Source organism: Bacteroidota bacterium (assembly GCA_016715945.1).
Taxonomy (GTDB): domain Bacteria; phylum Bacteroidota; class Bacteroidia; order Bacteroidales; family F082; genus JALNZU01.
The window spans coordinates 1,790,256-1,811,043 of record JADJXJ010000001.1 but is presented as its reverse complement, the minus strand read 5'-3'; the positions used below and the strand labels follow the sequence as shown (position 1 = coordinate 1,811,043).

16 protein-coding genes and 1 tRNA gene are annotated in these 20,788 nt (G+C 51.2%); 13 read left to right on the top strand and 4 right to left on the bottom strand.

Annotated elements, in window-relative coordinates; translation table 11 throughout:
* The 3 genes from IPM52_06935 to IPM52_06925 all read right to left on the bottom strand — a co-directional run bounded on the left by IPM52_06935 (position 1) and on the right by IPM52_06925 (position 3,834).
* On the bottom strand, positions 1 to 2,013 hold the full coding sequence (locus tag IPM52_06935; protein ID MBK9291343.1) for a urocanate hydratase: 2,013 nt from the start codon (positions 2,011 to 2,013) through the stop codon (positions 1 to 3).
* 91 nt (positions 2,014 to 2,104) lie between these two features.
* A complete protein-coding gene (locus IPM52_06930) occupies positions 2,105 to 2,707 on the bottom strand; it encodes a sigma-70 family RNA polymerase sigma factor (GenBank protein MBK9291342.1) in 603 nt (200 codons plus the stop codon).
* Positions 2,698 to 3,834, bottom strand: coding sequence for a glycosyltransferase (locus IPM52_06925; GenBank protein MBK9291341.1), 1,137 nt, complete (start codon positions 3,832 to 3,834; stop codon positions 2,698 to 2,700). The genes IPM52_06930 and IPM52_06925 overlap by 10 nt, the downstream gene beginning before the upstream one ends.
* 72 nt (positions 3,835 to 3,906) lie before the next feature.
* Between IPM52_06925 and tgt the strand changes: the two genes are divergently transcribed.
* The 8 genes from tgt to IPM52_06885 all read left to right on the top strand — a co-directional run bounded on the left by tgt (position 3,907) and on the right by IPM52_06885 (position 11,481).
* Positions 3,907 to 5,037, top strand: a complete 1,131-nt coding sequence (tgt, locus tag IPM52_06920) for a tRNA guanosine(34) transglycosylase Tgt (GenBank protein MBK9291340.1) — start codon at positions 3,907 to 3,909, stop codon at positions 5,035 to 5,037.
* A 4-nt stretch (positions 5,038 to 5,041) separates the two neighbouring features.
* Positions 5,042 to 6,118: an LptF/LptG family permease gene (locus IPM52_06915; GenBank protein ID MBK9291339.1), complete on the top strand. Its 1,077-nt coding sequence runs from the start codon at positions 5,042 to 5,044 to the stop codon at positions 6,116 to 6,118.
* A gap of 16 nt (positions 6,119 to 6,134) precedes the next feature.
* A complete protein-coding gene (locus IPM52_06910) occupies positions 6,135 to 7,670 on the top strand; it encodes a GH3 auxin-responsive promoter family protein (GenBank protein ID MBK9291338.1) in 1,536 nt (511 codons plus the stop codon).
* A gap of 20 nt (positions 7,671 to 7,690) precedes the next feature.
* Positions 7,691 to 8,308 carry a deoxynucleoside kinase gene (locus tag IPM52_06905; protein MBK9291337.1) on the top strand — a complete coding sequence of 206 codons (618 nt, stop codon included), beginning with the start codon at positions 7,691 to 7,693 and terminating at the stop codon, positions 8,306 to 8,308.
* A 6-nt stretch (positions 8,309 to 8,314) separates the two neighbouring features.
* Positions 8,315 to 9,052 carry a 3-deoxy-manno-octulosonate cytidylyltransferase gene (kdsB, locus tag IPM52_06900; protein MBK9291336.1) on the top strand — a complete coding sequence of 246 codons (738 nt, stop codon included), beginning with the start codon at positions 8,315 to 8,317 and terminating at the stop codon, positions 9,050 to 9,052.
* Positions 9,053 to 9,137: 85 nt separating this feature from the next.
* The gene (locus IPM52_06895; protein MBK9291335.1) at positions 9,138 to 10,439 is read left to right on the top strand and encodes an SPOR domain-containing protein; all 1,302 of its coding nucleotides are present in this window, start codon (positions 9,138 to 9,140) and stop codon (positions 10,437 to 10,439) included.
* A gap of 21 nt (positions 10,440 to 10,460) precedes the next feature.
* Positions 10,461 to 11,147 (top strand): tRNA (guanosine(46)-N7)-methyltransferase TrmB, encoded by a 687-nt coding sequence (gene trmB, locus IPM52_06890; protein ID MBK9291334.1) that lies wholly within the window; start codon positions 10,461 to 10,463, stop codon positions 11,145 to 11,147.
* Positions 11,131 to 11,481 carry an MGMT family protein gene (locus tag IPM52_06885; protein ID MBK9291333.1) on the top strand — a complete coding sequence of 117 codons (351 nt, stop codon included), beginning with the start codon at positions 11,131 to 11,133 and terminating at the stop codon, positions 11,479 to 11,481. The genes trmB and IPM52_06885 overlap by 17 nt, the downstream gene beginning before the upstream one ends.
* Here IPM52_06885 and IPM52_06880 read toward each other — a convergent pair.
* A complete protein-coding gene (locus tag IPM52_06880; protein ID MBK9291332.1) occupies positions 11,478 to 12,491 on the bottom strand; it encodes a LacI family DNA-binding transcriptional regulator in 1,014 nt (337 codons plus the stop codon). The genes IPM52_06885 and IPM52_06880 overlap by 4 nt on opposite strands.
* A gap of 282 nt (positions 12,492 to 12,773) precedes the next feature.
* On the opposite strand from IPM52_06880, the gene IPM52_06875 reads away from it, so the two are divergent.
* The 5 genes from IPM52_06875 (at position 12,774) to IPM52_06855 (ending at position 20,788) form a co-directional block, all read left to right on the top strand.
* Complete coding sequence (locus tag IPM52_06875) at positions 12,774 to 15,734, top strand: SusC/RagA family TonB-linked outer membrane protein (GenBank protein MBK9291331.1); 2,961 nt, start codon at positions 12,774 to 12,776, stop codon at positions 15,732 to 15,734.
* Between the two features lie 13 nt (positions 15,735 to 15,747).
* On the top strand, positions 15,748 to 17,241 hold the full coding sequence (locus IPM52_06870) for a RagB/SusD family nutrient uptake outer membrane protein (GenBank protein ID MBK9291330.1): 1,494 nt from the start codon (positions 15,748 to 15,750) through the stop codon (positions 17,239 to 17,241).
* Between the two features lie 54 nt (positions 17,242 to 17,295).
* On the top strand, positions 17,296 to 19,146 hold the full coding sequence (locus IPM52_06865) for a SusF/SusE family outer membrane protein (protein MBK9291329.1): 1,851 nt from the start codon (positions 17,296 to 17,298) through the stop codon (positions 19,144 to 19,146).
* A gap of 142 nt (positions 19,147 to 19,288) precedes the next feature.
* Positions 19,289 to 19,370 (top strand) — tRNA-Leu (locus IPM52_06860).
* A 47-nt stretch (positions 19,371 to 19,417) separates the two neighbouring features.
* On the top strand, positions 19,418 to 20,788 hold the full coding sequence (locus tag IPM52_06855; protein MBK9291328.1) for a hypothetical protein: 1,371 nt from the start codon (positions 19,418 to 19,420) through the stop codon (positions 20,786 to 20,788).

The following is a 20,788-nucleotide window of genomic DNA, read 5'->3' as shown; positions in this document are numbered from 1 at the left end:
CTAAAAATATTTTGACAAGAGCTGATCGTCGGCAATTTCGGGCAGGGTCACTTTCAGCAGGGGTTCTTTTTCCATGGCGCGCCGGATGGCAAAGATGGCTTCGGGGTTTCTGGCCCAGCTACGACGGGCAATGCCGTTGTTTACATCCCAGTGGAGCATACTTTTCAGCCGGCGGTCGGCATCGGGGCTGCCATCGAGCAACATGCCGAAGCCACCATTGATCACCTCGCCCCAGCCAACGCCTCCGCCATTGTGTATCGAGACCCATGTAGCTCCGCGGAATGCATCCCCGATCACATTGTGTATGGCCATATCGGCAGTAAATCGGGAGCCATCGTAGATGTTGGAGGTTTCGCGCCATGGCGAGTCCGTTCCGCTCACATCGTGGTGGTCGCGGCCCAAAACCACCGGCCCTTTGATGATGCCTTCGCGGATGGCTTTGTTAAAAGCTTCGGCAATGCGGATGCGGCCTTCGGCATCGGCGTAGAGGATGCGTGCCTGCGAGCCTACCACAAGTTTGTTTGGTCCTGCCTGCCTGATCCACAGGATGTTGTCGGCAAGCTGTTGCCTGATTTCGTCAGGGGCTTGCTTTTCGAGCTCCAGAAGGATGTCGAGTGCGATCTGGTCGGTGGTTTCGAGGTCTTCGGGAAGGGATGAAGTGCAAACCCAGCGGAAAGGGCCGAAGCCGTAATCGAAACACAATGGCCCCATAATGTCCTGAACATAGGAAGGGTAGATAAAGTTGCCGTCTTCCTTGAACACCTCGGCGCCGGCCCGGCCGCTTTCGAGCAGGAAGGCGTTTCCGTAATCGAAGAAATACATGCCCCTGGCTGTCAGTTTGTTGATGGCTGCCACCTGCCTGCGGAGCGATTCCTGCACTTTCAGCCGGAATTGTTCGGGTTCGTGGGCCATCATGTGGTTCGATTCGTCGAAGCTGAGGCCGGCAGGATAGTAGCCGCCTGCCCAGGGGTTGTGCAGCGAGGTCTGGTCCGAACCCAGATCTACAACCACATTGCGCTCTACCAGGCGTTCCCAAAGGTCAACGATGTTGCCCAGATAGGCTATGCTGTGGGCCTCCCGTCGGGCTTGCCATTGCAGTGCGGTGTCGATAGCCAGGTCAACGTCTGCGATCACTTCGTCCACCCATCCCTGGCTGTGGCGTTTGTAGGCTGCCTTGGGGTTGACTTCAGCTGTGATGCTCACCACACCGGCAATGTTGCCTGCTTTGGGTTGGGCGCCGCTCATTCCGCCGAGGCCCGAGGTTACAAACAACTTCATTCCGCCGGGGTTGCCTGGATGGGTTTTCATGCGGGCGGCGTTGAGCACGGTGATGGTGGTGCCGTGTACGATGCCCTGCGGACCAATATACATAAAGGAGCCTGCTGTCATCTGGCCGTATTGCGAGACGCCAAGTGCATTGAAACGCTCCCAATCATCTGGCTTTGAGTAGTTTGGAATCACCATGCCATTGGTAACCACCACCCTGGGTGCATCTTTGTGCGAGGGAAAAAGCCCGAGCGGATGTCCGGAATAGAGCACCAGGGTCTGTTCGTCGGTCATTGTGGCCAGGTATTTCATGGTGAGCAGGTATTGTGCCCAGTTTTGAAATACGGCGCCATTTCCGCCATAGGTGATTAATTCATGGGGATGCTGGGCCACGGCATCATCCAGGTTGTTGCTGAGCATCAGCATGATGGCTGCAGCTTGCTTCGAACGGTGCGGAAATGCGTCAATCGACCTGGCATGGATTTTATAGTCGGGGCGGTAGCGGTACATGTAAATTCTGCCGTAGGTACGCAGTTCTTCGGCAAATTCTTCGGCGAGCACAGCATGATGCTTTTTGGGAAAATACCTCAGCGCATTTTTCAGCGCCAGCCGTTTTTCCTCCCTGCTGAGGATATCTTTTCTGATAGGCGCATGGTTGATGCCCGGATCGTAGGGTTTGGGGTTTGGAAGCTCATCGGGTATGCCCTGCAGTATGGCTTGCTTAAAAGCATGAAGTGTCGCACTCATGACGGAATTATTATTGATACGGCAAAGTTAGGTATTTGCTTTGCCACATTATAACGACTCGGGATGATGCGGACGGCCTGTGTGGAGGCAATCAGTAGCTCAGGTTGTTGTTCCGGATGATTTGGGTGAGAAACTCTCTGGCCCTGAACAGCTGAGCTTTGACCGTGCCCAGTGGCAGGTTGAGTTTCTGCGATATTTCCTCGTAGCTCAGTTCTTCAAAATACCGCAATTCGACCAGGTTGCGGTACCGTTTAGGCAGTTTGTTCACCAGTTCGCGCATCAGCCTGACTTGTTGCTGCAGAATCAGTTTGTATTCCGGGTCAGGTTCCTGATCGGCCATCTGCCTGATTTCGGCTGCCGAAACTTCCTGTGCACTTTCCATGCTCACCTGCCTGATGCGCAGGCGGCGCTTAAAATCGATGGCATTGTTGGCGGCAATTCGAAAAAGCCAGGTGCTGAATCCGTATTCAGGCGAATACTGATGCAGCTTGCTGAATGCTTTTCCGAAGGCTTCGATGGTAAGGTCCTCGGCATCTTCGTGGTTGCCTGTCATGCGAAGCATCAGAAAATAGATCGTGTCGCGATAGGTTTTCAGCAAAAACTCATAGGCCTGCTGGTCGTTGTGTTGCAGTGCCCTTTGAATATATGCATAGTCGCGCTGACCTTTTGAAGTTAGGTTTCGGCTTACATCCATTTTTCCGGCTTCGCGAAGCTGTTGTGCAAAAGCAGCAATGGTGTAAAAATAGTAAAAAACAATTCAGCCAGGGGTACCATCAACAATGGGTAGGGGTCGTTGAGTTTTTTGCCTGATTTCCAAAAGATAATCATCTGCACGATAAGCCGAATGGACAATGCAGCGGTGGCATAATAGAAGGGCAGGAACCAGAAGGCAGCAGCCACGGCCAGATAAAACAACAGGATTGAGGCGGTGTAGGTGCCGAGGAAAAATTTTACTCCGGTTTTGTAATGTGAGCTTGCACTCAGGTGACGTTTCTTTTGTCTGATCCAGTGGCCGAAGGTAATCTTGGGGCGCGAGATGGTCTGGGCATCGGATCCAAACTCGGCAACGGTATTTTTTTTGTGGGCTACCTGGCTGATAAACAGGTCGTCGTCGCCCGAAGGCACGGTGTAGTGTGCCGTAAAGCCTTTGTTTCGCATAAACACCTGACGGAGGTAGGAAATGTTGCGTCCTACACCCATATAGGGTTTTCCGGCAAGTGCCCTGGATAAATAAAGCATGCCGGTTTGCAGGGTTTCGAACCTGATGAGCAGGTTGAGCAGTCCTTTACGGCGTTCGTAGGGCGAGTATCCGATAACCACTTCAACACCAGGCACATACCTGCGCATTATGGTTTTGATCCATTGGTTGCTGGCCGGACGGCAGTCGGCATCGGTGAGCAACAGATGCTCGTGATGTGCGGATTTGATGCCAACACTCAGCGGAAATTTCTTGCCCTGAAAGAAGTTCAGGTGCTGGGTCAGTCTGATCACTTTAAGCCGGTTGTCGGCTCTGGCCATATCCATCAGCAGCTCATCGCTGCCGTCGTCGCTGCAATCATCCACCACCACAACCTCAAAATCAGTGTAGTCCTGTGCCAGTATTTCAGGCAGGTTTTTTTCGAGGTTGAGGTATTCGTTGTGGGCGCAAATGACCACCGAAACAGGCGGAAGCTCAGGGTTGTTGTTGATTTTGGGCTTATGCCTGCGCAGGGCCAGCCTGCCGAAAACCACGAAATAGTAGTAAAGCTGGATGAGGAATGTCAGCCCTAGTGCAGATATTATGCTGATTTCTAATGGATTAAATTCTGGTATGCGAAGCACGGCACACTTTTTGAACGCGCAAAATTACCCAAATGCAGCACAGAACCCGTTATCTTTGCCAAAATTTGGCGGATGAAGTTTGTCATTGAGGCGAAGGATCATGCAAGTTCGGCCCGTGCCGGAGTCATCACAACGGCACACGGGCAAATAGAAACCCCCATCTTCATGCCGGTTGGCACTGCAGGCACCGTAAAAGCTGTGCATTTCAGAGATTTGAAGCAGGATGTAGGGGCACAGATTATTTTGGGCAACACCTATCATTTATACCTGCGGCCTGGCACAGAGGTACTGAAAGCTGCCGGCGGACTGCACCGCTTCAACGGATGGGAGGGGCCGATACTAACCGATAGTGGTGGTTATCAGGTATATTCGCTCACACACCGACGCAAGCTCAAACCCGAGGGCGTCACATTTCAGTCGCATATTGACGGCAGCCGTCACTTTTTTTCGCCTGAGGGTGTGATGGACATTCAACGTGCCATTGGAGCCGACATCATCATGGCCTTCGACGAATGCACGCCCTGGCCGTGCGAATACCGCTATGCCCGAGAGTCGATGGAACTTACGCATCAATGGCTCAAAAGGTGTATATCCCGGCTGGATGAAACGGAACCTTTGTATGGTTATGAACAAACCTTGTTTCCCATAGTTCAGGGCAGCACCTACGCCGAGCTGAGGCGCGTTTCGGCCGAAACTATAGCTGAAGCCGGGGCCGAGGGCAATGCCATTGGCGGATTATCGGTTGGCGAACCCCACGAGCTAATGTACGAAATGACCGAACTGGTTTGTGGAATACTTCCACACGACAAGCCACGTTACCTGATGGGGGTGGGCACTCCGGCCAACATCCTCGAGAGCATTGCGCTCGGGGTGGATATGTTCGATTGCGTGATGCCTACCCGCAACGGACGCAATGGCATGTTGTTCACCTCAAAAGGCATCATCAACATCCGCAACGAAAAGTGGAAAAACGATTTCAGTCCGATCGACCCGGATGGTACCATCTTTGCCGATCACCAATATTCCAGGGCTTTTCTGCGTCATCTTTTCGTAGCCGGCGAAATGCTTGGCGCCATGATTGCCAGCCTGCACAACCTGGCTTTTTATCTTTGGCTGGTCGGCGAGGCCCGCAGGCACATCATTGCCGGGGATTTTCTGAGCTGGAAAAATTCCATGACAACCCAAATCATGCAGCGCCTCTGATATTATGAAGAAGATCGACTGGTACATCTTCAACAAGTATATCGGCACGTTCTTCTATGCCATCAGCCTGCTAATTGTGATTGTGATCGTCTTCGACATCAGCGAAAACATCGACAACTTCCTGAAAAAGAATGCCCCGATCAACGAGATAATCTTCGATTATTACCTCAACTTCATTCCCTTTTTCATCAACCTGTTCATCTACCTTTTTACGTTCATTTCGGTCGTTTTCTTCACCAGCAAGATGGCCGGAAACACCGAGATCATTGCCATCCTGAGCAGTGGTATCAGCTTCTGGAGGATGATGCGCCCCTATATTCTTGCTTCGGTGTTCCTCGGATTGATGTCGCTTTATCTGGGCAACATTCTTATTCCACACACCAATGTCGGGCGCAGGGAGTTCAAAAACAAATATATGGAGGATTTGTACCGCGACCGCGACAGGAACATACACCTTCAGATTGAAAAGGGCACTTTTGCTTATGTGGAGAGTTTTAATTCCGGACTGGGGATTGGCTACAGGTTTTCGTTGGAACAGTTCGATGGCCCGGTGATGACATACAAGCTGATGGCCGACAGGGCAGAGTACGACTCGGTGGCAGGAAGATGGGTCCTCTATGGCTTTGCCGAACGCCGGATCGACAGCCTGAATGAGTATTTCAGAAGGGGGGAAAAGATGGATACAGCCATCAACCTTTTGCCCACCGATTTGTATCAGGTAAAAGAAGACTTTGAAGAAATGAATTTCTGGGAGCTGCGCGATCATATTCGGGCTGAGCGTTTAAAAGGAAATCCATCGGTTATTTACTACGAGGTGGAGATGAACAAGCGCATGGCTTCGCCACTTGCCATTCTCATCCTCACATTTATTGGGGTCTCGCTCTCGAGCAGGAAAGTTCGTGGTGGAACCGGCATGCATCTTGGGGCAGGAATTGCCATCGCATTTGCCCACATTCTGCTTATGCAGATTTCCACGGTATTCGCAACCTATGGCAACCTGGCGCCCTGGCTCGCCGCATGGATTCCGAACATAGTGTTTGCGTTGCTCGGTATTGTACTTTATATCAAAGCACCCAAATAATAATAAGGTTTAAGCTATGGCAATAATCAATAATCTGCTCACCTGGTTGATGAAAAAGCGCATGCACCAGATTGAGCTTTTTATCAGGTATCCTGTTGAGGTTCAGGAAGAATGGTTCAGACGCCTGATTGAGACGGCCGCCGATACCGAGTGGGGTCGGAAATATGATTACCGGAGCATCAAAACCCGCGAGCAGTTTGCTGAGCGCGTGCCTATCAGCCCTTACGAACACTTGCAGCCCTATATCGAGCGGATGAAGCAGGGAGAGAAAAATCTGCTCTGGCCCGAAGAAATCAGGTGGTTCGCAAAATCGTCGGGCACAACGGCAAGCAAAAGCAAGTTTATCCCCGTGAGCCAGTCGTCGCTCGAGGAATGTCACATCAAGGGTGGGAAAGATATGCTGGCACTGTATGTGAACAATTATCCTGAAACCGAGATTTTCGAAGGCAGGGGGCTGGTAATGGGCGGCAGCCACAACCTTATTGAAGTGAACAACGACTCGTATTATGTGGGCGACCTGTCGGCCATCCTGATACAAAACCTTCCGTTTTGGGTTCAGTTGCTCAAAACCCCGGGCATGTCGGTAGCCCTGATGGGGGAATGGGAGGCCAAAATTGATCTGATGGCCAGGGAGACCCTCCAGCACGATGTGCGCAGCATTTCCGGCGTTCCTTCCTGGACCATGGTGCTGTTGCAAAAAATTCTTGAGATTACAGGAAAAAACAACATCGCCGAGGTATGGCCAAATCTGGAGGTGTTTTTTCATGGAGGAGTAAGTTTTGAGCCATATCGGGCCAAGTTTTCACAACTCATCCCCAAGGTGGGTATGCACTATATGGAAACTTACAATGCCTCGGAGGGATTCTTCGGAATTCAGGACAGCAAAAGCTCCAACGACCTGCTGCTGATGCTCGACTACGGGGTATATTACGAGTTTGTGCCCATGGATGAACTTGATTCGGAGCATCCCAGGACACTGGATATCAGTCAGGTAGAAACCGGCCGCAACTATGCCATGGTGATTTCGACCAATGCCGGGCTCTGGCGATACCTGATTGGCGATACGGTGCAGTTTACCAGCTTGCAGCCCTACCGCATCCGCATCACCGGGCGGACACGAAGTTTCATCAATGCCTTTGGTGAGGAGCTTATGGTTAACAATGCCGACCGTGCACTTTCCATTGCCTGCAGCAAATGCAATGCCCTGATTACTGACTATACAGCAGCTCCACGCTTTGCGGAGGATGGCCAATCGGCCGCGCATGAGTGGCTCATCGAGTTCGACCGTCCGCCCGAGGATATGAGCTTCTTTGCCGAGACTTTCGACAACGCCCTCAAGAGCCTGAATTCGGATTATGAGGCCAAACGCTATAAAAACATGATACTTCATCCGCCCGTAATCCATCAGATGCAACCCGGCACATTCTATCGATGGCTCAAGACGAAAGGCAAGCTCGGCGGACAGCACAAAGTGCCACGCCTGTCGAACAACCGCCAGATTGTTGATGAAATCATGCAGCTGGTATCGCAAAATGGCTCATCAAACTTTTAACTTTGCGCAAAACGCCATTTATGCACATCGCTATCGCAGGCAACATCGGTTCGGGCAAGACCACGCTCACCAGGCTTCTGGCCAAACATTTCGGCTGGACACCACATTATGAAGACGTCGAAAACAACCCCTATCTTCATAGTTTTTATGAAGACATGCAGCGTTGGTCGTTCAATCTGCAGGTTTATTTTCTCAACAGCAGGTTCCGGCAGGTGATCGAAATACGCAACAGCGGGAAAACGGTGGTGCAGGACCGTACAATCTATGAAGATGCCCACATCTTTGCGCCGAACCTGCACGCCATGAACCTGATGTCGACACGCGATTTCGAAAACTACAGCTCACTCTTCGAGCTCATGAGCAAGTTTATCCAGCCTCCTGATTTGCTGATTTATCTCCGGGCTTCGGTGAGTACACTGGTCAGTCAGATTCAGAAGCGCGGCCGCGAATATGAGGCATCTATCCGCCTGGATTATCTTAAACACCTCAACGACAGGTATGAAGCCTGGATTGGAGGTTACACCCTTGGCAAGCTGCTCATTGTGGATGTGGACCACATTGATCTCGAAAAGCCGGAAGACCTGGCCATCGTAATCGAGAAAATCAATGCCTCGCTGCACGGCTTGTTTCAGGTATAGCATAGCATGAAGATAATTGGCATCATCCCGGCACGCTGGGCTTCGACGCGTTTTCCCGGAAAACCCCTGACCAACATCAATGGCAAAACCATGATCCGGAGGGTGTTTGAGCAAGCCTCACGCTGCCCAAAACTCGATATGGTGCTGGTGGCTACCGATGATGAACGGATTGTGCACGAGGTAGAAAGCTTTGGCGGACAGGTTGTGATGACCGGCACCCACCACACCAGCGGTACCGACCGCTGCCTCGAGGCCCTTGATCAATGTGTCAGGCCGTTCGATGCGGTAATCAACATCCAGGGCGATGAGCCATACGTCAATCCTGATCATATTGCCTTGCTCGCCGAAACCATTTCCCGACCGGGCGTGCAGATTGCTACCCTGGTGAGTCCGGTAGCAAACAATGAGGAACTGTTTAATCCCAATGTTGTAAAAGTCGTTGTTGGTCAGGATGGTAATGCGCTGTATTTCAGTCGTCAGCCAATTCCATATCTGCGTGGCACCGAAGCGGCAGATTGGCTGAACATCCATACATTCTACCGTCATATTGGTATGTATGCCTATGCGGCCGATGTGCTTAGGAAGATCACACATTTGCCTGTCTCCCCATTGGAACGCGCCGAGTCGCTCGAGCAGCTCAGATGGCTGGAAAATGGCTTTCGCATTGCAGTGGCCCTGGTCGAAAAGGCCATGCCTGGCGTGGATACGCCCGAAGATGTTGATAAACTCCGGAACATTTTTTGACAAAAGGCCGTAAAAGCTATAAATTCGCGTTCCTTTCACTGGGTGCAGCAGCCATGTGATGCAGAAGCGATATTGATTGAAGGAGATGAAGATAGCAGTTTACATAGGTGATTTGCTTTACGAATACGAATGTGTTGTGATACCCGGGCTGGGTGGTTTCCTCAGCCGCGATTATCCTGCCTCCATTCACCCCGTGAAGCACTATTTTTCGCCCCCGCATCGCGAAATTGTGTTCAACCCCTGGCTCAGAGCCAACGACGGCTTGCTGCTCAATCACATTGCACTTCACGAAAAGCTGCCGTACCACGAAGCCAAGTCGAGGCTCGACAGGTTTGTGCTAAAATGTTTGTCTGCCCTGGCCGAAGGAAAGCGGATCAATTTCCGCAATGTAGGTACCATTTACTACGACAAGGACCAGCAGATTGTTTTTGAGCCGGATACGCACCAGAATTACCTTCCGGATGCGTTTGGGTTGTCGGGTTTTGTTTCACCACCTGTACGCCGCGACGAAAGCTTTGCGAACGAACCCGTTTTTGCCCGGCCTGCACGCCGGACGCCCGAAGCGCCACCCCCACCTGCTTCCCCCAAAATCAAAAACGCACCCAGGAAACCAATGGTGGCATCGCGTCGCCCCTCGGCTTTGCGCCGGCAGCTCCTGATCCTCGGAGCAACGACAGCAGCCATGCTGGCAGGCGCCGCATATATGAACAAAAACCTCGTGGCAGGATACTATCAGCAATATGTCGGCCAGGCTTCGATGCTGCCCCTTTTCTATGCCAGTCCCGGCGAGTACCTGCTCATGCACATCGACAGGCTTCCGAAAGATATGCTTTTGATTACCAATGAGATGCCTAAACCGGATGAGGAACATGACAAGCTCAGAAAAGCTTCCGACAACCTGCTTCCGGCGCAGCCATACCGTCCTGAGATGAGCCCCGAAGTTTCCCATCCTGCGGATAAGCCCGATGACAATGCAGACACCGGATCTGATTTTACGGTTAAGATGGGCTACACACTGCCGGTGGATGCCGTGACCGGCATCAAAGAAGCTGCCGCTCCTGAGCCTGTTCAGGAAATCATTTCACAAGCTGTCGCACAGCCTGAATCCGAGGTAGCACAGGTCGTTCCGACACAAGTTGCAGGCATTGAGGACAATGAACTGCGCGGTTTTTTCATCGTTGCCGGTGCTTTCCGCGAAAAGGTAAATGCAGAGAAACTTGTGAGCGAATTGCGTGCACGTGGTTTTGAAGCTTCCATCACCGGCCGCACCGGAGGGGGACTCTGGCGGGTAACCTACGAAAGGCACAACAACCGCCAGGCAGCTTTGAACCGCCTGAGCCAGATCAAGCAAACTGTTGACAATCAGGCATGGCTCCTGGTTATCTGATTTCATTCAATCTGTTGCACTGTGAGTTCCAAAAACAAGCTTCAGCGTTTTGCCGAAAACGCCACTTTTCCGCATCTGTTTCAGCATAGTTTCGAGGAGTTGCAGCAAATGCAATTCCCGCTTAAGGGCAGGTGGCACGAAAGTTTTTTCAGAAATCAAAACCCGATTGTGCTTGAGCTGGGCTGCGGCAAAGGCGAATACACTGTGGGTCTGGCCGAATATTACCCACAGAAAAACTTCATCGGGATGGACATCAAGGGAGCCCGGATGTGGCGGGGGCTGAAAACCTCTTTCGAACGGGGAATGAAGAATGTGGCATTTGTGCGCTCCCGCATCGAGATGATCAATCATTTTTTCAGTGAGGCCGAGGTTTCGGAAATCTGGATCACCTTTCCCGACCCCCATCCACGAAATTCCCGAAGGATGAAGCGCCTTACTTCGCCGCGTTTTCTCAGGCAATATGCTGAGTTTCTTGCCCCGGGCGGGTTGATACACCTCAAGACCGACAGTCCAGTATTGTATGAATACACGCTTGAGGTGATTTCGGAAGGCGGACACAAATTGCATTATGCCACCGATGACCTGTATGCCACTCCGGAAGATATGGATGTGAAACGCATACGCACATTTTACGAACAGATGTGGCTTTCGCAGGGTTTGAGCATCAAGTATATCATGTTTTCGCTGGGCGATGTCGCAAAAAGCTGACGATTCTTTTTTCGAGGCCGTGTATGCGGTGGTGGCGCTTGTACCTTACGGCAGGGTGACATCGTACGGGGCCATAGCGGCTTATCTTGGTGCAAAATCGGCTGCACGTATGGTTGGCTGGGCCATGAATCAAAGCCACCGGAGCAATCGGGGAATACCTGCACACCGGGTGGTCAATCGCAATGGAATGTTAACCGGAAAACATCATTTCGGCTGGCCCGGTTTGATGCAGCAGCTGCTTGAGCAGGAAGGTGTGGAAGTGGTGGACGACAGGGTGGTGCGCTTCAGGGAGCTGTTTTGGGACCCTGCGCTTGAGCTTGATGCAGCCGGTTAGGTTGAACTGCGCACCACAAGTTTTGTCTTGATGACTTTTTTGACAGGGCGGAAAGGTTCATTTTTGTCCTGGTCTTTTAGCCTGCGCAGCAATACCTGGCAGGCTTCGCGTCCGAGCTCAAAACCGAACTGGTCAACTGTGGTGAGCTCCGGATCGCTGAACATGGCCGATTTGCTGTTTTCGAAGCCTACCACCTTCACATCCTCAGGCACACGTTTGCCCAGATCTTTTGCGGCTTTGATGATGGCAATGGCCGACATATCGTTCACAGCAAAGAAACCATCCGGAGCATTGGGTTTGCGCAGGATATCATGGGCGGCTTTGCGCGCCGTTTCGTAGGTGTCGGCAAGCAAAACCAGGTTGTGATCGAAAGGAATATTGTGTTTTAGCAAGGCATCGTGGTAGCCGGCCAGACGCTGTTTGCCAATCTGGAGGTTCTGCGGAGCGGCAAAATGTGCAACCTTCCTGCAACCCTTTTCAATAAGGTGGTTCACAGCCAGAAAAGCACCCTGGTAATCATCGGCAAGCACCTGGTCGGCTTCCACCTGATCGGTCACGCGGTCGAAAAACACCACCGGGATTTCGTTGTCCACCAGCTTCTGGAAGTGAGAGAAATCGCTGGTTTCTTTGCTGTAGGATACCAGAACACCATCTACCCTATTGGTCAGCACGGCCTGTGTATTGAGTACTTCCCGTTTGTACGACTCGTTCGACTGAAACACCATCACGCTGTAGTCGTTTTTGTAGGCCACCTCCTCGATGCCATTGATGATGGCCGAGAAAAAATAGTGTTCAATCTCAGGGATGATTAGGCCGATTGTGCGCGTGGAGTTGTTTCGCAGGTTCAGGGCGATGCGGTTTGGCCTGTAGCCCAGCAGGGCCGCCAGCTCTTTGACGGCAGTGCGCGTTTTCGGACTGATGTCCGGATGATCCTTAAGCGCCCTGGATACTGTGGAGGTGGAAAGGCTGAGCTTTTGGGCAATATCTTTGATGGTGATTTGGCGCTTCATGGTGCAAACGTTTGATTTAAAAGGTGATAGACTCTGAACCCTTTTTATTTCAGGCCATAAAGTTAGTACATTTCTGCGTTCTTTCCTGCCGGCTTATTCATAATCTTTAAAATCTCAATCGTTTGCATTGAATTTACAAATGCGTATCAAGGCGAAATCAAAAATGCATTAAAGATTCATTATTTTTGTATTGCTCATCTACAACCCATCAGTTGTTAAAAGCAAAACAATTAAAGGGTCATTTTTTTTAAACTTCAATTCACTAACACAAAAAGTAAATTTATGATTAACTCCAAACGATTCCTGCCAATGCTGCTGGGTATGTTTATCTCGGCGGCAGTATTCGGGCAAACAGGAAGCGTGAAGGGTACTGTGAGAGACAAGTCGACCGGCGAAACAATGCCGGGCGCCAATGTCATTGTCAAAGGTACCCTGATTGGCGCTTCAACGGATTTTGACGGAGCTTTCACTCTCAGCAATGTGCCGGCCGGCGACATAACCGTCGAAGCAAGCTTCGTGGGTTATGTGGTCAGCTCGCGTCAGGTGAGGCTCGCCGCAAACCAGACCATCACGGTCAACTTCGAACTTACGCCCGATGCCCTCAGCCTTGAGGAATTTGTGGTTATTGGTTATGGTGTGCAAAAGAAGAGCGACCGCACAGGAGCCGTGGCCAGCATCAGTGCTTCTGAAATGAATGCCGGTGTGCTTCAGGACCCGGTGCAAGGTATCCAGGGCAAGATTGCCGGGGTAACCGTTACCAAACGTGGGGGCGACCCTAACGCCGGTTTCGACGTCAAGATCAGGGGAGCTTCGGCTTTGGCCACCGGCACATCGCCACTTTATGTCGTTGACGGAATACCGGGTGTGGATCCCACAACCATTGCACCTGAGGATATCGAATCGTGGAACGTTCTCAAGGATGCTTCTGCTGCCGCAATCTATGGTTCGCGCGGTGCCAACGGGGTCATCATCATCACTACCAAGCGCGGACAAAAAGGCGCTGAATCCACCAGCATCGACTTCAACACCTACGTTTCGGCCGACCAGGTGGCTCGCAGGCTCGACCTGCTCACTGCCGACGAAATCAGGCAGTATGTGAAAGACAACAACCTCAATTTCCAGGATGGCGGGGCCGACGTGGACTGGCAGGACCAGATCTACCGCACAGGCCTCTCACAGAACTACAACCTGAGCTTTGCAGGAGGTACAAAAAACAGCGCCTTCCGCACCTCCCTCTCGCATCAGGACTTTACCGGTGTGGTTAAAGGAACACAGAAAATACGTACCACCGGCCGCATCAATATTGACCAGAAAGGGCTTAATGACAAGCTGACGGTTTCGGCTGGCCTCTCGGGCACCTTCGAACGCAACGACTACATCAGCTACGAAGGCAATGGCCCGAACGATGTGTTCTATCAGACTTTCCAGCGCAACCCCACCGACCCTGTACGCGACAACACAGGTAAACTTTATGACACCCAGCGCAGCTTCAATTACTGGAATCCGCTTGGAGTAATCGAAAATATTCAAAACGAGCGCGATGCCAAGCGTTTCTTTGGTTTCATGAAAGCTGAGCTTGACTTGTACAAGGGTCTGCTTCTGGGCGCCAACCTTGGCTATACGCGTAACGACGATGAGTCGTTCTATTTCGAGCCTTCCACCATGCGCCTCGGAACAACCACAGGCTATGGTCGCCGCGGATACAACAACTTCGAATCGAAGGTGCTTGAAACCACCCTGCGGTATAAGAAGGAGTTTGGCAAGCACGACCTCAACCTGGTAGGTGGCCACTCATGGCAACAGGAAACTTTCACCGGTTTCTCTGCACAAGGCAACAAACCCTTTATCAATTACACCCGCTCGCATGACCTGTCGATGTTGCAAACCGTCAACCCGGGCGACATCCGCTCCTACAAGAGCACCAACAGGCTGATTTCGCTTTTCGGACGTGCCATCTATAATTTCGATTCTAAATATTTCTTCACTGCAACCCTGCGTCGCGACGGCTCGTCAAAGTTTGGTGCAAATAACAAATGGGGCTGGTTTCCATCGGCTTCTGCCATGTGGAACATCACTTCAGAGGATTTCATGAGCAATCTTGATTTTGTGAACAACCTGCGTCTGCGTGTAGGTTACGGCATCACCGGTAACCAGGAATTTGGCAACTACAATGCAATCGCATATTACATTGCAGCAGGCAACACCATTAACTTCGAAACCGGTGAAGAGGCTATCCTTTTCCGCTACGCCCACAACGCCAACCCCAACCTGAAATGGGAAGAAAATGCCGAACTCAACATTGGTCTCGACTGGGGTCTTTATAACGACAAAGTATCAGGTACTTTCGACTTTTTCCGCAAAAACACCTACGACCTGCTTGGCAACTACTCTGTGCCGGTGCCCCCATACCCGGTTGACCGTATCTGGGCCAACGTAGGTAATTTCCAGGTGACCGGCTTCGAAGCTTTTGTGCAGTATTATCCGGTACGCAAGAAAAATTTCGACTGGAAGACTACGATGGTATTCACCACATACAAGCAGATGGTTAAGTCGCTTTCGAACGACGAATTTAACTGGTCGGAGCTTCGCGAAGGTTGGCTATCGGGCCGTGGTCTGGTTGGCGATCTGAACTGGACACAGATTGTTGAACCCGGGAAACCGCTCGGCACCTGGTACATGCCCGAGTATGCGGGTTTATCGCAGGATGGCAAATTCCTCTTCTACACGGCAGCCGGTGGCGTAACGCGCGATCTCGCACTGGCCGAACGCCGTGTGGTGGGCGATGCACAACCCGACTTCGAAATCGGCTGGTCGAACTATTTCACGTTTGCCAAAAACTTTGATTTCAGCTTCTCGCTCCGTGGCGTCTATGGTTATCAGATCTTCAACACCACCAGGCTGATCTTCGGCAACCCGATCTGGCTGCCGGATATCAATGTGTTGCGTTCGGCCCTCGACGAAAAAGCAAGAGGTCTGAACGACAACCCCAAACTCAGCAGCTATTACCTCGAAGATGGCTCCTTCCTCCGCCTGGATAACCTTACCCTGGGTTACAACCTCAAAAATGTGGGTCAGTTCAAAAACATCCGCGTTTATTTTGCTTCAAACAACCTGCTCACACTCACCAACTATTCAGGTATTGATCCCGAGATTACCTTCTCAGGTACCTCCTTTGGTCTCGATCAGTACAACATCTACCCCAAAACAAGAACCTTCACGTTTGGAGTTAACGTAAACCTTTAAACCAGTCTGAAACATGAAAAAGATATTTTTCGTCTTATTGATTTTGGCCGCTGTTCAGCTGGGCTGCACCAAGCTGGACGATGTGCTCTACGACAGGGTGCCACCGAGCGAATATGTGGCTGACCCTGTATTGAAAATGAGTCCCATCTATGCCCCCATGCGCGATTTTCTCGACTGGGGCGGCTGGTTCTTCGCCAACGAAGTTACCGGAGATGGTACCGTATGTCCGACCCGTGCCAGCGACTGGGACGACGGAGGCAAATGGAGGGTGCTGCATCAGCACACCTGGGACAACAATACCGAAGCCATCAACAGCATGTGGAGCCGGTATTATAATGGTGTAATCGAGGCCAACAAATTCATCGAAGAGATGCAGGCCCTCGGCGACGCCCAGCCCATCAAAGTTGCCATTGCAAAAGCCAAGGTACTCCGGGCCTATTATTACTACCTGCTCATCGACAACTACAAAGATGTGCCTTACATAACCAAATACCTTGATGCACCGCTCAACCCGAGCCGCAACTTCCGTCAGGACATCTTTGCCCGTATCACTGCCGACATTGAGAATGAAGCTCCCATCATTCCACAAAGCAATACCAAGACCGGTGTAACCAAAGGTTTTGCATACTCCCTGCTGGCAAGGCTGTACCTTAATGCAGAGGTTTACACCGGCACACCCCAATGGCAAAAAGTTGTGCAATATACCGACAGTGTGATCAGCCTTGGCCAGTACAGCCTTGAGGAAGATCCGCTGAAACCCTTCGTGACCAACAACTCCAACTCGCCGGAACTGATCTTCGTGATTCCTTACGATGAAGATAAATACACCGGTTTCAACCTGCACATGCGCACCCTGCACTACAACAGCAACCTGACATTCAATATGACAGCTGGTCCCTGGAACGGTTTTGCTGCCATGCATGATCATTACAACAGCTATGCCGACAACGACAAGCGCAAACAAGGTTACTTCCTTGTGGGCCAGCAATATACTGCTGATGGACAGCCTATTAAGGACCAGGGTGCAGGTGGGGCCAACCTCATATTCGATCCATTTATCCCAGCCTTGAACATGGATGCCTCGTTCACAGCAGTTCAGATCAGAATGTCGGGTGCCCGCGTCAAAAAGTTCGAAATCAAAATGGGGGCTAAGGACAACCTCAGCAACGACTTTCCGTTGTTCCGCTATGCCGATGTGCTGATGATGAAGGGTGAAGCCTTGGTTCGTCTGGGTCAGAACGGGGATGCTTACATCAACCCCATCCGTCAGCGTGCCGGTCTGGCTCCGCTTACCAATGCCACCCTGGATGATTTCCTGGCTGAGCGTGGACGCGAATTTTTCTGGGAAGCCCATCGCCGCAGCGACCTGATTCGCTTTGGTAAGTTTAACCAGGCCTGGTGGGAAAAAAGTGTATCATCGCCCGACCGCAATACCTTCCCCATCCCGCAGTGGGCCATCGATGCCAACCCGAAACTGGCCGAACCCCCTGTAGCCATTGCACCTTGAAATTCACCGTAAAACAAACAGTTAACCTTAATCACTAATCCTAAATTAAACGCTATGAAAAAAATCAGTGTTTCAAAAATGCTTCAACTGCTGAGCATCATGTTGCTTGCAGGAGTGGTGTTTACCTCATGTAAAAAAGATGAAAAGCCTGATCCGGAACCGCAGGTAGAGGATGGCTTCTACATCAAAGGTGCCGGTACGGCCCTGACCAATTTCGACATCAAGGGCTTGTTTAAGTCAACCCGCAACGAAGTCAACCAGGAGGAACGTGCCACTTTGATGGAAATCTTTGTGGCTGTGAAAGCTGGCCAGGATGGTTTTCAGATTGTGGAAGTTGCCGGCGCTACCCGCAAAACTTACGGACCTGGTGCTGACTTTGCAGTAGTTCCGGAATCGGCCCGTATTGGCGATGAACCAAAAGTTGACTTCTGGCGTGGCTCGTATGCCGAGAACAACAACAAATTCACTGTTCCCGCAGATGGTCTCTATCATGTGGTCATCGAAACTACGCTCAAGAAAGTCGCCATTATCCCGGTGCAATACTGGGGCCTGATTGGTGCAGCCACCCCCGGTGGATGGAGCAACGACACCCAGATCCCTGCCGTAGGCTTCAACCTTGAGGAAATGACTTTTGAGGTAACGAATGTCCCCATGACCCGTGCCGACTTCAAATTCCGCTACAGCGGTGGTTGGAAAGTTGTTATTGACGACGAAGTTGACCTCGGTGGAGGACAAAAAGGCGTGCGCGTAAACACCAACTTTGGTGGCGCTGTTGCTAACCTTGTTCCCGGTGGTGCCAACATCAACAATGAGCAGGGTGGTAAATACACTGCCAAGATGGTCTGGAAACTCGGTCAGGGCTACACCGCTACTTTGACCCGTACCGGAGACCTCGATCTGTTCGACTACACCAACACCGAACTTGGTTTGGTGGGAGCAAGCCTCGTAGCCACCGGCAACTGGGATGAGACCATCCTGTTACACAAGCCTGTTGTTACCAACGAAACCAACTACACCTGGACCTGGAACAATGTGGAAGTAGTTACCGACGGTGGTGGCTTCAAGATTCGTGAAGGTCAGACCTGGAGCGGTAAGGTAATTGGTTATCCGCAGGTTACCATGGCCGGTGCTGCAGCTGGCAACTTTACCACAAACAACGATGGCAACTTTGTGCCCACCGTTGCCGGTACTTACGATATGAAGCTTCAGATCAATGCAGTAACCGAAGCTTACACCTTCACTGTAAATCCGGCTGGTGCCGCTCCTGAGCTCTTCATCCTCGGCGATGGAACATCGGCTGGCTGGAACAATGCCAACCCGCTTCCGATGGTTGGAACAGGCGGCGTGTACAGCATCACCCTGCCACTCACCGGTGGTAAAAATATCAAATTCATCACCACTCCCGGCCAATGGGCTCCTCAATACGGAACCGATGCTACCGGAACCAGCACCGGTGGACCACTTGTTTACCGTCCGGATGAAAACACTCCTGACCCCGCCGCAATCCCAACACCAGCAAACGACGGCATCTACACCGTTACCGTGAACACCAACACCATGACCTATGTGATTGCTGCTCCGCTCTACCTGCTGGGCGACGGTTCGGCTGCCGGCTGGAACAACCAGGAAGCCATCCCGATGTTTGCTGCTGCCAATGGGGTTTACTTCCTCAAAACCAACCTTGATGCCAATAAATACATCAAGTTTATCCGCGTGCTCGGACAGTGGGCACCTCAGTATGGCACCGATGCAACCGGCACCAGCACCGGTGGCCCGCTCGTGCTTCGTCCTGATGAAAGCGCTCCCGACCCGGCTGCTATTCCCACACCTGCAACTGCCGGTTCGTATCTGATTACCGCAAACACCACTGATCTGAATTATACGATTGCTCCGGCAAAGAAATAATCAGAACAGACAGAATTGATAAAAGCCGTCCCGTAAAGCCGGGGCGGCTTTTGTCTTTTCAATAAGCTAAAAGGGCTTTCTGTATCAGCACGCTCAGTTCGGCCAAATGCCGTATATTTGCAGCCTGATTATTAAAGTCAAAGCGGATGTGGCGTAATTGGTAGCCGCGCCAGACTTAGGATCTGGTGCCGAAAGGCGTGGGGGTTCGAGTCCCTTCATCCGCACTTTACGCGTCAAGCAAACAGTATTCAGCAAAATCAAATCTTAGCAAATGCAGGTTCAAATGGAACAACAGGGTGCGCTCGAAGCCACCCTCGAAGTGCGACTGACAAAAAGTGAAGTTGAAGCAGAGGTCAATAAGCAGCTTAAAGACTATCAGCGCAAAGCTGCCATGCCCGGTTTCAGGGCTGGTAAAGTGCCTTTTGGCATGGTGAAAAAGATGTACGGCACTGCCCTTACTGCCGAACAGATCAATAAGAAAGTATCGGACGGGTTAAACCAATATCTTGAAGAAAATAAAATACAATTCCTGGGTTATCCCGTGGCAGATCACGAACGCACCGGCCGGATTGATTTCGATGCGCAGGACGAATTCAGCTTCTACTTCACCATGGGGATGAAACCCGTGCTCGATCTCAACCTCAGTCAGATCAGCATCGAATACCCAAAGGTGAACGTAGACGAGGCGATGGTGAATAATACCATCGAACGCATCATGAAAGACCTGCCCAAGATTACCAATCCCGAGGAGGTGGGACAGAATGACCGTTTGAGGCTCAAGGTGAATCTGGCTGATGAAAACGGAAGAGAGGTTGAGGGAGGTTTTCAGACTACCATCACCATTGACTTGTCGGATGAAAAGTTTTCCGGCCTGAAAGCTGTTTTCGAAGGACGGCCCGAGGGCGACGAATTTGTGCTGAAGTTTGCCGATCATTTGCCTTCGGAGGAAGTGGCCCGTATCCTTCGTCTGACGGAGGAACAGCAGGAACTGACGGAAAAACCGTTTAATGTGGTCATCGATCAGATCTTCCGCGAAGAGCCTGCGGTGCTGGATGAGGAATTTTTCAAAAGAGTGTTTCCCGACAGGGAAATTCAAACTGAAGAGGAGTTCAGGGCAGCTGTGGCTGAAGAGGTACAGAAACAATACAACAGCCAGTCGGACTACCTGGCCTATCTGACTTTCCTGAAGCAAAATCTGACCGAGGAGTTCATCCCGTTGCCGGACAATTTTCTCAGGCGCTGGCTGGCTGAGAATGTCATGGATGCCAACGCCAAAGAAGATATCGATAAGGAATTTGAATCATACAAACGCACTTTCCGTTATCAGGTGTTGGTCGACCACCTGCGCAATGACTACCCTGAGCTTGAAGTGCGTGATGAGGAAATCCGTCAGTATGCATTCAATCAGTATTACGGCCAGTACCTTGGGCTGATTGCACAGGACGAAGCCCTCATGAACCAGCTCATGGGGAACATCGACCAGATGATTGCAAAAAACAAAGACCGTGAACGCCTTCATAATCTGATCGAAGAAAATAAACTCATTAAACTTATCAGGGAAAATGCGAAGCTGGTTGAAAAGCCTGTAACTTTGGACGAATTCAACCAGATGGCAAAATCCTTTGAAACTACAGCACAATAA

Coding starts and splice junctions, on each gene's coding strand:
- IPM52_06935 (MBK9291343.1), bottom strand. CDS start 2,013: ATGAGTGCGACACTTCATGCTTTTAAGCAAGCCATACTGCAGGGCATA.
- IPM52_06930 (MBK9291342.1), bottom strand. CDS start 2,707: ATGGATGTAAGCCGAAACCTAACTTCAAAAGGTCAGCGCGACTATGCA.
- tgt (MBK9291340.1), top strand. CDS start 3,907: ATGAAGTTTGTCATTGAGGCGAAGGATCATGCAAGTTCGGCCCGTGCC.
- IPM52_06915 (MBK9291339.1), top strand. CDS start 5,042: ATGAAGAAGATCGACTGGTACATCTTCAACAAGTATATCGGCACGTTC.
- IPM52_06910 (MBK9291338.1), top strand. CDS start 6,135: ATGGCAATAATCAATAATCTGCTCACCTGGTTGATGAAAAAGCGCATG.
- IPM52_06905 (MBK9291337.1), top strand. CDS start 7,691: ATGCACATCGCTATCGCAGGCAACATCGGTTCGGGCAAGACCACGCTC.
- kdsB (MBK9291336.1), top strand. CDS start 8,315: ATGAAGATAATTGGCATCATCCCGGCACGCTGGGCTTCGACGCGTTTT.
- IPM52_06895 (MBK9291335.1), top strand. CDS start 9,138: ATGAAGATAGCAGTTTACATAGGTGATTTGCTTTACGAATACGAATGT.
- IPM52_06885 (MBK9291333.1), top strand. CDS start 11,131: ATGTCGCAAAAAGCTGACGATTCTTTTTTCGAGGCCGTGTATGCGGTG.
- IPM52_06880 (MBK9291332.1), bottom strand. CDS start 12,491: ATGAAGCGCCAAATCACCATCAAAGATATTGCCCAAAAGCTCAGCCTT.
- IPM52_06875 (MBK9291331.1), top strand. CDS start 12,774: ATGATTAACTCCAAACGATTCCTGCCAATGCTGCTGGGTATGTTTATC.
- IPM52_06870 (MBK9291330.1), top strand. CDS start 15,748: ATGAAAAAGATATTTTTCGTCTTATTGATTTTGGCCGCTGTTCAGCTG.
- IPM52_06865 (MBK9291329.1), top strand. CDS start 17,296: ATGAAAAAAATCAGTGTTTCAAAAATGCTTCAACTGCTGAGCATCATG.
- IPM52_06855 (MBK9291328.1), top strand. CDS start 19,418: ATGCAGGTTCAAATGGAACAACAGGGTGCGCTCGAAGCCACCCTCGAA.